The following is a 13,035-nucleotide window of genomic DNA, read 5'->3' as shown; positions in this document are numbered from 1 at the left end:
TCGGACATCGGTGTCGCCACGGGCTCACACCGATGGCCCCGATTACCGCCCAGCGTGCAGAAACTACCGATCACCGCAGATCAGGGGGTTGCAGGCGATTGCAACGGTGCGATTGCCATCACATGTGACTACCCTCACAAGGGGCTCGAGACCGGCACGGAAGTGCAGTTTCATGAGCGAAATGCACCGGACGAAAGTGAGCTATTCGAGATGACGACCAGTACCTCTGGAACCGACGAGACCGTGGTTGCCTCCTACGCACCCTCGGCCGAGTTCACGGCTGCGGCGAACGCCGGAGCCGACCTCTACGCCTCCGCGGAAAAGGATCGACTCGGGTTCTGGGCCGAGCAGGCTCGCCGGCTCCACTGGCACACCCCGTTCACCGAGGTGCTCGACTGGTCCGACGCCCCCGTGGCCAAGTGGTTCGCCGACGGAGAGCTCAACGTCGCCTACAACTGCGTCGACCGCCACGTCATCGACGGACACGGCGACCAGGTGGCAATCCACTGGGAAGGCGAGCCCGGCGACAGCCGCGACGTCACCTACGCCGATCTGCTCGCCGACGTCAGCCAGGCCGCCAACACCCTGACCGAACTCGGCCTCGTCTCCGGCGACCGTGTCGCGATCTACATGCCCATGATCCCCGAGGCCATCGTCTCGATGCTCGCCTGCGCTCGCCTCGGACTGACCCACTCGGTCGTCTTCGCCGGCTTCTCCGCCACCGCACTGCGCTCACGCATCGACGACGCCGAAGCCAAACTCGTCATCACCACCGACGGCCAGTGGCGACGCGGCAAGCCCGCCCCCATCAAGGACACCGTCGACGAGGCCGTCGACGGAGCCGCCTCGATCGAACACGTCCTCGTCGTCAAGCGCACCGACTCCGACGTCGCGTGGACCGAGGGACGCGACCTGTGGTGGCACGAGACCGTCGCGAAGGCGTCGAAAGACCATGAAGCGCAGCCGTTCCCGGCCGAGCATCCCCTCTTCATCCTGTACACCTCCGGTACGACGGGTAAGCCCAAGGGCATCATCCACACCTCCGGCGGCTACCTGACGCAGACCTCGTACACCCACCACAACGTCTTCGACCACAAGGCAGGCAAAGACGTCTACTGGTGCACCGCCGACATCGGCTGGGTCACCGGGCACTCCTACATCGTCTACGGTCCGCTCTCGAATCGCGCGACGCAGGTCGTCTACGAGGGAACGCCCAATTCGCCCGACGAGCACCGGCATTGGAACGTCATCGAGAAGTACAAGGTCTCGATCTACTACACCTCCCCCACCCTCGTTCGTACGTTCATGAAGTGGGGCAAGGACATTCCGGAGGCGCACGATCTGACCTCGATCCGTCTGCTCGGCTCCGTCGGCGAGCCGATCAACCCCGAGGCGTGGCGCTGGTTCCGCGACGTCGTCGGCGGCGGAACCGCCCCGATCGTCGACACCTGGTGGCAGACCGAGACCGGCGCGATCATGATCTCCCCGCTGCCCGGCGTCACCGCCACCAAGCCCGGCTCCGCGATGGCCCCGCTGCCCGGTATCTCCGCCAAGATCGTCGACGACGACGCCAAGCCACTGGGCAACGGCGGCAACGGATATCTCGTGCTCGACGAGCCGTGGCCGTCGATGCTGCGCGGCATCTGGGGCGACATGGACCGCTACAAGGACACCTACTGGTCGCGTTACGCCGAGGAAGGCTGGTACTTCGCCGGTGACGGTGCCAAGTACGACGAGGACGGTGCCCTGTGGGTCCTCGGCCGCGTCGACGACGTCATGAACGTCTCCGGCCACCGCATCTCCACCTCCGAGGTGGAATCGGCACTGGTCACCCATCATAGTGTCGCCGAGGCCGCGGTGGTCGGTGCCGCCGACGACACCACCGGTCAGGGCATCGTCGCGTTCGTCATCCTGCGGGCCGGCGAGGAGAACACCGGCGACGCGTTGATCGCGGAACTCAAAGCACAGGTCTCCAAAGAGATTTCGCCGATCGCCAAGCCACGCGAGATCTCCATCGTGCCGGAGTTGCCGAAAACGCGTTCGGGCAAGATCATGCGCCGCCTGCTGCGCGACGTGGCCGAGGGCCGCGAACTCGGCGACGTTTCCACCCTCGTCGACCCGAAGGTATTCGAGGCGATCAAGAAGGGTCGCTGAGTGCCTGCGGCAGTGGTGTGAACAAGTGCCCCCTGAGGCACTTATTCACACCACTGCGCGCCGCGCACTACACGCTGTCGAGCGACTGATCCCGTGTTTCCTTCATGATCAGCAGGGCGATCAGCGTCAACGTCGCAGCGATGGCGAGGTACACGCCCACCCAGCCGACGCCGTAGGAACTCACCAGCCAGGTGGCGATGAACGGTGCCACTGCGGCACCGAGGATCGACGCGGTGTTGTACGAGATTCCCGAGCCCGTGTAGCGCACGTTCGTCGGAAACAGTTCGGGCAGAACGGCACTCATCGGGCCGAAGGTCAGGCCCATCAGTCCGAGGCCGACGCACATGAACACCAGCATCTTGCCCGCCGAGGCGGACGCCGGATCTGCGAACCAGTGGAACGACAGACCGAACAGCACGATCGCCGTGGTGATGACGATCAGCGTGGGACGACGGCCGTACTTGTCGGCCAGCAGCCCGGCCACCGGAATCAGCGCCGCGAAGAACAGCACCGCGATGAGCTGCAGCTCCAGGAAGTCGGTGTACGGAATGGCGAGCTTCGGGCCGTTGACGTCGGACACCTGGCCCGTTCCGTAGCTGACCACCCACGTGGTCATGATGTAGAACAGCGTGTAGGTGGCGAGCATGACGAACGTTCCGATGATCAGCTGACGCCAACTGGTCTTGAACACCTGCGCGAGCGGAGTCTTGACCTTCTGGCCGCGCTCGACGGCCAGCTTGAACACCGGCGTCTCCTCTAGCTTGAGCCGGACGTACAGGCCGATGATGACCATGACGGCGCTGAGCAGGAACGGAATTCGCCAGCCCCAGGTGAGGAACGCATGGTCGGCGCCGGAGTTGACCGAGTCGTAGCCCGTCGCGATGACGATGAGCAGGAAGATGCCGTTGGCGAAGAAGAACCCGATGGGTGCGCCCAGCTGCGGGTACATCGCCGCCCAGGCCCGCTTGCCCGGCTTGGCGGTTTCGGTGGCCAGCAGAGCCGCACCGCTCCACTCGCCGCCGAGGCCGACGCCCTGGGTGAAGCGCATGATCGCCAGCAGCGCCGGAGCCCACAGGCCCACCGCGGCGTACGTCGGCAACAGTCCGATCGCGAACGTCGCGACACCCATCGTGAGCAGGGACCCGACGAGGGTCGCCTTGCGGCCGATGCGATCGCCGAAGTGGCCGAACAGAATCGACCCGATGGGTCGCGCTACGAAGGCGAGGCCGAAGGTCGCGAACGACGCCAGCAGCGCGGTGGTGTCGTTGCCCGCCGGGAAGAACAGACGGGGGAAGACGAGCACTGCGGCGGTGGCATAGATGTAGAAGTCGAAGAACTCGATGGACGTGCCGACCATCGAGGCGATCACGATGCGTGACCGCGGCACCTGGGGTGCGGGAATTGCGCCGTCGGGGGCGACGGCGTGTGCTGAACTCACGAATGCTCCTGAAGGGGGAAGTTCCCTGCAAATTACCTGATGAACACCTGAGAATTTCACGGCCCGGGGCTGTTCGTTGCCGGTTCGTGCAACATTCTCGTGTTTGCCCGCGCGGACGCGGAGGTACCCGTCCACGACAGCCGGGCGTCGCTCGGCATACAGGAAACAGTTAATCTGCTACCTAGGCACTACTGTCGATACGATCTTCCGCACAACACCGAGCAGAGCGATTACAAGGGGTCGAGAGTTGAGCGTCAGCAATGACAAGGGATACGGAAACGGCGTCCCGAACACGATTTCGTCGATACCTCTGACCGATGTCGATGCCCGCACCCCTGGTAGCGCCAGCATCGGAAATCTCGTCAAGGACGCCACCACTCAGGTCTCGACGCTCGTGCGCGCCGAAGTCGCCCTCGCCAAGGCCGAGGTCACCGGCGAGGTCAAGAAGGGTCTGCAGGGCAGCGTCTTCTTCATCATCGCGTTGACGGTGCTGCTGTTCAGCTCCTTCTTCTTCTTCTTCTTCGCCGCAGAGCTGCTCGATGTGTGGCTCTACCGTTGGGCCGCCTTCCTCATCGTGTTCGTATTCATGGTGTTGGCCGCGGCGCTGTTCGGATTCCTGGGCTACCGCAGGGTCAAGAAGCTGCGCAAGCCCGAGAAGACCATCGACTCGCTCAAGCAGGCGTCGACGGTGCTGCCGAACCAGCACGATTCCATCCCCGGAGTTCCCGGCTACAAGAAGTAGTAGCCCGGCGAATCGAGCAGTATGAATCAGCCCGATCCGTCCACGGTCCGATATCCGGGACAGTGGATCCATCGCGACATCCACGCCAACGGAATCCGGTTCCACATCGTGGAGGTCGGCGAACACGCTCCGGACGCACCGCTGGTGGTTCTGCTGCACGGCTTCGCCGACTTCTGGTACTCGTGGCGACACCAACTCGAGGCGCTTACGCGCTCGGGTGTCCGCGCCATCGCCGTCGACCTGCGCGGATACGGTGACTCCGACAAGCCTCCACGCGGATACGACGGGTGGACCCTCGCCGGCGACATCGTCGGACTGGTTCGCGCCCTGGGTTATCCGCACGCCACGTTCGTCGGCCATGCAGACGGCGGTCTCGTCTGCTGGGCCAGTGTTGCGCTCCACCCCCGCCTGGTGCGTTCGATGGTGCTGATCAACGCCCCGCATCCCATCTCGCTACGTCGCTCCGTGTTGAAGGACTCCGCGCAGCGCGCTGCCCTGCTGCCACACTTCGTTCGCTACCAGGTTCCGTTGCGCCCCGAGAGACTGCTGACGCGTCGAGGCGGCATCGCGGTGGAAGAGCTGATGAGCAGCCGCGCCGGGTCCGCGTGGCAGGGCACCGAGGATTTCTCGGACACCACGGCAAAGATGCGGTCGGCCATCCGAATTCCGGGTGCCGCGCACTGCGCACTCGAATATCAGCGCTGGGCGTTCCGCAGCCAGTTCCGTGCCGAGGGCCGCCGCTTCATGGACGCCGTGGACGTACGCACCTCGATCCCCGTCGCGCAGATCAGCGGCGACCTCGACCCGTATGTGCTGCCCACCACCCTCGACAGAGATCGACACTGGGCACCGGGGCTGACGCGTCGAACGGTGCGGGACGTGGGGCATTACGTGCACCAGGAAGCACCCGACGTGGTGTCCGAGGAGATTCTGCGGGTCGTGCGCGAGAGCTAGACGATGCAGTCGCCCGTGGCGACCGGCACCGGGGCATCGAAACTCTGCGCAAGTTCGTCCGCGATCTCCGTCGCCGTCAGCACGAATCCGGTGTCGGGGTCGTCGACGGCGGCACCGAACACGACTCCGAGTACCTCTCCGGACGAGTTGACCAGCGGTCCACCGGAGTTGCCCTGCCGCACCGATCCGCGGACGGTGTACACCTCGCGTTGGACGGTGCCCGTGCGGTAGATGTCCGGTCCGCTCAGGTTGATGATCTCGCGGATGCGCGCCGGGCTCGCCGTGTACGGTCCGCCGCCGGGATAGCCGAGCACGATGGCGTCCGTTCCGGATTCGGCCGGTGCAGGCGCAAACGGCAGCACCGGGGCCTGGAGCTGCGAAACCCGAAGCACGGCAACATCTTCTTCGGGGTCGAACAACACGACGTCGGCCGCCAGAGGTCCGTTCGGCGAATCGACGGTCACCTCGGACGTGCCTGCGACGACGTGCGCGTTGGTCATCACCAGATCCGATCCGACGACGAAGCCCGAACCTTCCAGCGCCTTCTGGCAGCTCGGCGCGATGCCGTTGATCTTGATGACGCTCGATTGCAGTTGCACCGGAATCGGTCCCGCTGCGATCCCGGAATCGGGTGCGGCGACGTTCGCGACCGGGGTGCGTCCGAACGGTCCGATGACGTCGGGGAGCCCGGACGTATCGAGCAACGCCGAGAATTCCTCGGGTACCTGCCGCAACCAGTCGGGTGCCACCTCGTCGACTTTGCCCAGGACCGTCGAGCCGCGGACCGCACTGGCGACCTCGGGCTGCGAGGACGACGTCAGTGGGATGGCGAGCAGCCACGCGGCCGCGAGAACGGCTGCGGCCTGCAACCCGGCACCGATGGTGCTGTCGACGGATCGTGCTCCGCGCGAATGGATTCCGCTACGCAGTGCCCGCCCGAGAACCATGCCGGCCACCTCACCGACGATCACCAACACCACGATCAGTGCGATTCCGACGAACACCCGCGTTCGCGAACCGTCGACGTGTTCGAGCACGTGCGGCGCCACCAGAATTCCGGCGACGGCACCGAGAACGACACCGAGAAACGCCAGCGCCGACGCCACCGCCCCCTGCCGCCATCCCGACGACGCCGCCAGCAGTGCGATGGCAACCACCGCGATATCGACCCACCCTGAACCTGTCACCGATCGAGCCTCGCTCCTACCGCAGTCAAGCTGGCCTCCAGATCGCGTACGTCCCCCGAGTCCCACTCGGGCTCCCAGCCCGATACAGCCAGCAGACCCGCCAGGATACCGCCCGTGAAGCCCCACACCAGCATTCCCTGCACAGCGAACGCCGGCCCCCGGTAGCCCGCCGGGTGGCGCACCTGGAAGCGATTGTCCGGATCGAGCAACTCGCGCAACGGAACTCGCACCACTCGCTCGGTCTCGCCTGGATCGACGACGCGCACCGGGGTCGGCTGCTTCCAGTACGAGAGCACCGGAACCACGTCGAAGCGCGACGGCGGAACGTAGATGCCGGGCATCGTCGCCAGTGGCACGACGCCCGCCGGATCGAGTCCGGTTTCCTCCTGCGCCTCGCGCAGTGCCGTACCGATCGGGCCGTCGTCGCCCGGGTCGGTCGCCCCACCGGGGAACGCGATTTGTCCGCTGTGATCTCGCAGAGTCGACGCACGCTGGGTCAGCAGGACGTCGGCGTCGGCGGGCAGTCCGCCGGGCGCACCGGGATCGGCGTCGGCAGGTCCGCCGAACAACACCAACACAGCGGCGGATCGCGGCCGGTCGGACGGCGGCGCTTGACGCTGTAGCACCGGGTTGATGCCGGTGGTGTCGGTCAGTCCGCCCGCCCTGCCTGCGACGTCGAGCATCCGCCCGAGCCAGTCGGGTGCACTCACGAATCGACCCCGAGGTTCACGCGAACGGCGTCGGCGATGTCGTCGACGCTCCGGAAGGGTTGTGGCAGCACCTTGGCGACAGTGCCATCCGCAGATATCAAAACGGAAACGGGAAGCACGTTCGGTGCTCCCACGGCGGCGACGACGCGGCCTGCGCCGTCCTGAACTCCAGGCAGAGTGATGCCGTAGTCGGTGAGCCGCGTCAGACCGTTGGCCTCGTTGGCGTCGTTGTGGACCGTCAAGACCTCGATCTTCTCGCCGGCTCGTTCGGCGTATTGCTGCAGGTAGGGCAGCTCTTCGGCACACGGCCCGCACCAGTACGCCCAGATGTTGAGCAGGGCCGGGCGGCCCGCGAGTGCCTGGCCGAGGTCGACGTACGAACCGTCGCCGATGCATTCGAGTGTGATGCCCGTCAGCGGGCCGGCTGACGTTCCCGACGGCGTCGGACATCCCGCGAGACCGGCGTCCTGCCTCAGTGGTGCGAGGGCCTCGAGCGTGTCGACTGCGCGACGTTCGTCCGTCCCCGGCGCTCGTTGCCCGAGGCCGGGAGAGTCCATGGGCTGGGCGGTGGGTGCGGCGTCGTTGCGGGGCCACAGCGCGTAGACCATCCCGACCACCAGGATCAGAGCGACCAGTGACCACCGCAGAGCAGACTTGTTCACGACACGATTCCGGCGAGGGCGAGGAGGTGATCGGTTTCCGGGCCCTTCACCAGCGCGGCCGCGGCGGCGGGGTCGGTCGGACCGGCCCCGAAGGAGGGGCAGTCCTTGGCGAGGACGCACACCCCACATGCGGGCGTACGAGCGTGGCAGACGCGTCGACCGTGAAAGATGACTCGATGCGAGAGCAGCGTCCACTCCTTGCGTTCGATGAGTGCGCCGACGGCGTGCTCGACCTTGACCGGGTCCTGCTCTTCGGTCCACTGCCAGCGCCGAACGAGCCGTCCGAAGTGCGTGTCGACGGTGATTCCCGGAACGTCGAAGGCATTACCGAGCACCACGTTGGCAGTCTTGCGGCCGATCCCGGGAAGCGTGACGAGATCCTTCAGCGTCGCCGGCACCTCGCCGTCGAAATTCTCAACCAACTTCTGTCCGAGGCCGATCAGCGAGTTCGCCTTGTTGCGGTAGAACCCCGTGGTGCGGATGTACTCCTCGAGCTCGGCGCGGTCGGCCTCTGCGTAGTCGCGGGCTGTGCGGTATTTCACGAACAGTGCCGGGGTGACCATGTTGACGCGCTTGTCGGTGCACTGCGCGGACAGGATGGTCGCAACGGCGAGTTCGAGGGGCGTGGTGAAGTCCAGTTCGCAGTACACATGCGGGAAGGCAGTGCTCAACGTCCGGTTCATCCGCCGAGCCCGGCGCACGAGCCCGAGGTGAGTCTCCTCGCGTTTGCGCACGTCGGGGCGTTTCGGAGCTGTCGAATCCACTCCACAACTGTACGGACAAGAATGAGTAACGTTCCTCGCGGCAGCAGTGGGCTGTGTTTGTATCGAGACCTTTTCGGTGTTAACTGGCCGGTATGCAAGGACTCGCCGTGGTGCTCTTTCCGGTACTACTCATGCTCTTCGCACTCGCGATGGAACGCGTCGAGTTCCGGCTCAGCAAGCTCGGCGTCCGGGAGCAGGAAGTGCAGGAGTTCCTGGATCAGGCGAGCAAGTCCGAGGTCGCCACTCTGGCGAACGAGGGCTTCCCGCATGCATTGGCCCGATTCAACACCCGCAAGCGCCGCCAGACCCCGCCGCGGACCGTCGACACGCGCGACGGCATGGTCGACCAACGCGCCAGCTGAACGCACGTTTTGTCCCATTGGTCGTAATTTCGGTGAATTTCGGGTGAACGGGAACACACGCCCGAGACCTCTGGCAACCTGTGGTGGCGTCGATCACTCGGTTTCCACCGACTCGAAGTAGACTCCCCTGAGGTAATTGTTGTGTTTGATCATCGGATCGACGTCGACGCCTGAACTGCACCGCAGTTCGGTGCATGGCACGAACTGTGTACAAACGCGTTCGGTGGTGCGGGTTGCCGCGTCACCGACATCCCAAAAGGAGCGCAAGTGGACGACGTCCTGGCACGGGCCGGCATCTTCCAAGGAGTCGAACCCTCTGCGGTTGCGGCACTGACGAAGCAGCTGCAGCCTGTCGATTTCCCCCGTGGACACGTGGTGTTCAACGAGGGTGAGCCCGGAGACCGGCTCTACATCATCGTTTCCGGCAAGATCAAGCTCGGGCGACGCTCCCCCGACGGCCGCGAGAACCTGCTGACGATCATGGGACCGTCGGACATGTTCGGCGAGCTGTCGATCTTCGACCCCGGCCCCCGTACGTCCTCGGCCACCACGGTCACCGAGGTGCGCGCGGTCAGCATGGACCGAGCGGCACTCAAGGACTGGATAGACCAGCGCCCCGAGATCGCCGAGCAGTTGCTGCGCGTACTGGCCCGCCGGTTGCGTCGCACCAACAACAACCTGGCCGACCTCATCTTCACCGACGTCCCCGGACGCGTGGCGAAGGCGCTGCTGCAGCTGGCACAGCGCTTCGGCACCCAGGAAGCGGGCTCGCTGCGCGTCACCCACGACCTGACGCAGGAAGAGATCGCTCAGCTCGTCGGTGCCTCTCGTGAGACCGTCAACAAGGCACTGGCCGACTTCGCACACCGCGGATGGCTGCGCCTCGAAGGCAAGTCCGTGCTGATCTCGGACTCCGAGCGTCTGGCACGCCGAGCTCGCTAGGCCGAGTTCCGTCGAGACAGCAGCTCGCTAGCTCTCGCGGAGGTAGGCCAGCTGCGTCTTGACCGACATCCGCGCAGCCGGCCACAACTTCTTGTCCACGTCCGCATAGACGTGCCGTACCACCTGCATCGGTTTCGCGTTCTCGCCGAGCTCGGCGAGCGCCGAGCGAACCTGATCCAGCCGCTGCCGACGGTGGGCGCGATACGCTCGCGCCACCTCGGCGGTGTCCGGCAACTCCGGCCCGTGACCGGGAAGCACGGTCTTCCCTGCTCCGGCTGCTTCGAGCCGGTCCAACGACTGCAGATAATCCGCGAGCGAGCCGTCCTTCGGGTCCAGGACCGTGGTGCCGCGGCCGAGGATCGTGTCTCCCGTCAGGATCGCGTCGTCCAGCACGAAACTCACCGAATCCGCGGTGTGACCGGGCGTGTGCAGAACTTCGATCCGAAGCCCGGCGGCCTCGATGACCTCTCCGTGGGCCAGGCTCACGCCGTCCCCGTGCAGGAACTTCTCCCCGACCGCGCGCACCGGGGCCGCCGTCTTTCGGTGAAAACGCTTCAGCCCACCGGTGTGATCGGCGTGGCGATGCGTCACCAGGGTCAGCACCACCGTGCCCGACGCGGCGACGGCGTCGAGATGGGCTCGGTCCTTCGGCCCCGGATCGACGACGATGCACTCCTCGGACCCCGGTGCCTGCAGAATCCAGGTGTTCGTTCCGTCGAGCGTCATCTTGCCCGGGTTGTCGGCGAGCAGAACCGACGCAGTGGGCGTCACCTGCCGGAGTAATCCGTACGCGGGATGCTGGGGGTTAGAAACGGCCATTGAAATACTGTAGGTCGCCGGCCCCAGGCGCTGTCCATGCGGACTACCGTCGACACCTATGAAGATCGGACTCGTCGGAGCGGGCCCCTGGGCTCACAAGACTCAAGCCCCCTCGTTGCTCGCTCATCCCGGCGTCGACTTCGCCGGAGTGTGGGCCCGACGGCCCGAGGCGGCGGCCGAGATGGGGGCACCGGTCTTCGAATCGTTCGATGCCCTGCTGGGTGCGGTCGACGCGGTTGCCTTCGCGGTACCACCGGCCGTGCAGGCCGGGTACGCGCTCCGCGCGGTGCAGGCGGGCAAACATGTGTTGTTGGACAAGCCGATTGCCGCAACGGTGGCCGAGGCCGAGGAACTCGCCTCGGCAGTGACGGCTGCAGGCGTGCGCTCGATGGTGACGCTGACTCTCCGGTTCGCCCCAGAGACAAGGCAATTCCTCGACGCGGTCGCCGGGCGACCGTGGGCAGCGGGCTCGGGAACCTGGTTCTCCGGTGCCGTCCTCGGCGGGGCGTACGCGAACTCGCAGTGGCGACACGACGACGGGGCGATCCTCGACATCGGGCCACACGTGTTCGACCTGCTCGACGCCGCACTGGGAACCATTGCACACGTTGCCTATTCACACCGCGAGGTGGCGGCGGACAGTTGGACCGTGGTGCTCGAGCACGAGGGCGGAGCCCGCAGCACGGTGCACTTGTCGGTGCGGACGCCGATCATGCCGTCCCTGATGCGAATCGAACTCAGCGGCACCGACGGCGTCGCCACTCTCACCGACCGATCGACCTCGTCGACCGACTGCTTCGCCGTCCTGCTGGACGAATTCCTCGAGTCGGTCGACAAGGGTGTCGATCACGAATGCTCGGTACACCGAGGACTGCACCTGCAGAAGGTGATTGACGGGGCGCGTAAGTGGGCACCCCGATTCGATGACCACGATTGACGTCAAAGACGCGATGTTCCACTACGTCTCCGCGCCGCATCGTTCGATGGACCAGTACATGACGATCGTGTTCGACTCGGACGCTGCGGAAGCGCCGAGCTTCGAGGACGTCGTGGCGCATCTCGAACGACGTGCGCGACGCGTTCCGAGATTGAAGATCCGCATCTGCGAGGCGCTCGGCCAGCTCGAGCACCCCCGGTGGGTGAACGATCCGCTGCCCGTTCGCGACCACGTGGTCGATCATGATCTGGCGGACGGCCGGCACACGTTGGAATCCTTTCTGGCCGAGCTGTCCACCGTTCCGATCGATGCAACCGACCGCGCGTGGACCGTCCACGTCGGCCGTGGGGCACCGTCGATCGAGGGCGTGCGCGGCGTGGCCACGGTGGTGGTCGTTCAGATCAGTCACGCCCTGTCCGATGGGTCCGTCGGCACGGGCATCGCGCGAGCTCTGTTCGGGCCGGACGAGTTGACGGAGAACGTGCATTTCGCCGACGACCCTGCGGTGTCACGTCCGCGCCCGATACGCGATGCACTCCGAGGTCTGCTGCTTCTTCCGGTCCGCTGGCTGCGCTCGCAGAAGACGATGCGTCGGTCGCAGCGTGGATACTCGGCCGCCGTCGCCACGGGTGAGATTTTCGCGCCGCAGCCGGTGCAGACCACTTACCTCAATGCACACCCGGACGGCACCCGAGCCGTACACATATTGCAATTCCCGAAAGATCGATGGACCAGCGGCACCGCGACCGTCACGGTCACCGCACTCACCGCAGTGGGTGCAGCCTTGCGTGAACACCTCGGGATGCACGGAGAGGAAGCTGTGGAGCATCTCCGTGCGCTGGTTCCCGCCGCACTGGATACGTCGGTGGAGTGGCCGGCCATCAATCGCACGATTCCCACTGCCGTCGCTCTGCACCCGCAGCTGACCGACGCGACGGAGCGGGCATACGCCGTCTCGCGCGCAATGACACCCCAACGGGCTCACGTGAACGATCGCCGTCACGTCGACGCCACCCGCTCCGCCGAGGGCTACCCAGCCGCTCTGCTGATCGGTTTCGGGCGCCGAACCCGGCTCGCTGCTCAGCGCACCGGAATGCCCGAACGCACGACCACACACACCACGGTGTCCAGCGTGAACCGGACGAGCTTGACCCTCGAACTGGGGTCGAATCGGGCGAGACTGTTCGCAGGAACGGCCTCACTCGGTCCCGGCTGCAGCCTGAGCCACGCAGTCTACGGGTACGGCGATGTCGTGACGGTCTGCGTAACAGCCTGCCCTACAACGGTTCCCGACCACGCCGGCTATGTCGAGACTCTACGAACGGCGATCGAGGAGACCTGCTCAGCGCTGCACGACCGTTAAC

13 protein-coding genes are annotated in these 13,035 nt (G+C 65.7%); 7 read left to right on the top strand and 6 right to left on the bottom strand.

All coding sequences use genetic code 11. The features are described from left to right. Positions 1-210 precede the first annotated feature (210 nt). The gene (acs, locus tag AYK61_RS19635; protein ID WP_121872923.1) at positions 211-2,154 is read left to right on the top strand and encodes an acetate--CoA ligase; all 1,944 of its coding nucleotides are present in this window, start codon (positions 211-213) and stop codon (positions 2,152-2,154) included. Between the two features lie 67 nt (positions 2,155-2,221). Here the strand turns inward: acs and AYK61_RS19630 are convergent, their stop codons facing one another. After that, positions 2,222-3,592 (bottom strand): MFS transporter, encoded by a 1,371-nt coding sequence (locus AYK61_RS19630; protein ID WP_183130363.1) that lies wholly within the window; start codon positions 3,590-3,592, stop codon positions 2,222-2,224. A gap of 247 nt (positions 3,593-3,839) precedes the next feature. On the opposite strand from AYK61_RS19630, the gene AYK61_RS19625 reads away from it, so the two are divergent. Together AYK61_RS19625 and AYK61_RS19620 are read left to right on the top strand one after the other, a co-directional pair. Then, positions 3,840-4,334 carry a phage holin family protein gene (locus tag AYK61_RS19625; protein WP_121872051.1) on the top strand — a complete coding sequence of 165 codons (495 nt, stop codon included), beginning with the start codon at positions 3,840-3,842 and terminating at the stop codon, positions 4,332-4,334. A gap of 21 nt (positions 4,335-4,355) precedes the next feature. Next, positions 4,356-5,288 (top strand): alpha/beta fold hydrolase, encoded by a 933-nt coding sequence (locus AYK61_RS19620; protein WP_121872050.1) that lies wholly within the window; start codon positions 4,356-4,358, stop codon positions 5,286-5,288. Here the strand turns inward: AYK61_RS19620 and marP are convergent. The 4 genes from marP to nth are packed head-to-tail and all read right to left on the bottom strand — an operon-like array spanning position 5,285 to position 8,530. After that, positions 5,285-6,475 (bottom strand): acid resistance serine protease MarP, encoded by a 1,191-nt coding sequence (marP, locus tag AYK61_RS19615; protein WP_121872049.1) that lies wholly within the window; start codon positions 6,473-6,475, stop codon positions 5,285-5,287. The genes AYK61_RS19620 and marP overlap by 4 nt on opposite strands. Next, the gene (locus AYK61_RS19610) at positions 6,472-7,158 is read right to left on the bottom strand and encodes a CoA pyrophosphatase (protein ID WP_121872921.1); all 687 of its coding nucleotides are present in this window, start codon (positions 7,156-7,158) and stop codon (positions 6,472-6,474) included. The genes marP and AYK61_RS19610 overlap by 4 nt, the downstream gene beginning before the upstream one ends. A 23-nt stretch (positions 7,159-7,181) precedes the next feature. Next, entirely contained in the window at positions 7,182-7,847 is a 666-nt protein-coding gene (locus tag AYK61_RS19605) for a TlpA family protein disulfide reductase (protein ID WP_374700573.1), read from the bottom strand. Next, the gene (gene nth / locus AYK61_RS19600; protein ID WP_237669152.1) at positions 7,844-8,530 is read right to left on the bottom strand and encodes an endonuclease III; all 687 of its coding nucleotides are present in this window, start codon (positions 8,528-8,530) and stop codon (positions 7,844-7,846) included. The genes AYK61_RS19605 and nth overlap by 4 nt, the downstream gene beginning before the upstream one ends. Positions 8,531-8,703: 173 nt before the next feature. Here nth and AYK61_RS19595 point away from each other — a divergent pair, with 173 nt between their 5' ends. Both AYK61_RS19595 and AYK61_RS19590 read left to right on the top strand, forming a co-directional pair. Continuing rightward, positions 8,704-8,973, top strand: coding sequence for a hypothetical protein (locus AYK61_RS19595; protein WP_121872047.1), 270 nt, complete (start codon positions 8,704-8,706; stop codon positions 8,971-8,973). 267 nt (positions 8,974-9,240) lie between these two features. Further along, positions 9,241-9,915 carry a Crp/Fnr family transcriptional regulator gene (locus tag AYK61_RS19590; protein WP_027494494.1) on the top strand — a complete coding sequence of 225 codons (675 nt, stop codon included), beginning with the start codon at positions 9,241-9,243 and terminating at the stop codon, positions 9,913-9,915. Positions 9,916-9,942: 27 nt separating this feature from the next. On the opposite strand, the gene AYK61_RS19585 is transcribed toward AYK61_RS19590, so the two are convergent. Continuing rightward, positions 9,943-10,734: an MBL fold metallo-hydrolase gene (locus tag AYK61_RS19585; RefSeq protein WP_121872046.1), complete on the bottom strand. Its 792-nt coding sequence runs from the start codon at positions 10,732-10,734 to the stop codon at positions 9,943-9,945. A 58-nt stretch (positions 10,735-10,792) separates the two neighbouring features. Between AYK61_RS19585 and AYK61_RS19580 the strand changes: the two genes are divergently transcribed. Together AYK61_RS19580 and AYK61_RS19575 are read left to right on the top strand one after the other, a co-directional pair. Next, on the top strand, positions 10,793-11,671 hold the full coding sequence (locus AYK61_RS19580) for a Gfo/Idh/MocA family protein (protein WP_121872045.1): 879 nt from the start codon (positions 10,793-10,795) through the stop codon (positions 11,669-11,671). Continuing rightward, positions 11,658-13,034 (top strand): wax ester/triacylglycerol synthase domain-containing protein, encoded by a 1,377-nt coding sequence (locus AYK61_RS19575; RefSeq protein WP_121872044.1) that lies wholly within the window; start codon positions 11,658-11,660, stop codon positions 13,032-13,034. The genes AYK61_RS19580 and AYK61_RS19575 overlap by 14 nt, the downstream gene beginning before the upstream one ends. Position 13,035 lies beyond the last annotated feature (1 nt).

It is taken from the genome of Rhodococcus sp. SBT000017 (genome assembly GCF_003688915.1).
In the GTDB taxonomy this organism is placed as follows: domain Bacteria; phylum Actinomycetota; class Actinomycetes; order Mycobacteriales; family Mycobacteriaceae; genus Rhodococcoides.
This window is presented reverse-complemented; position numbering and strand designations above follow the sequence as displayed.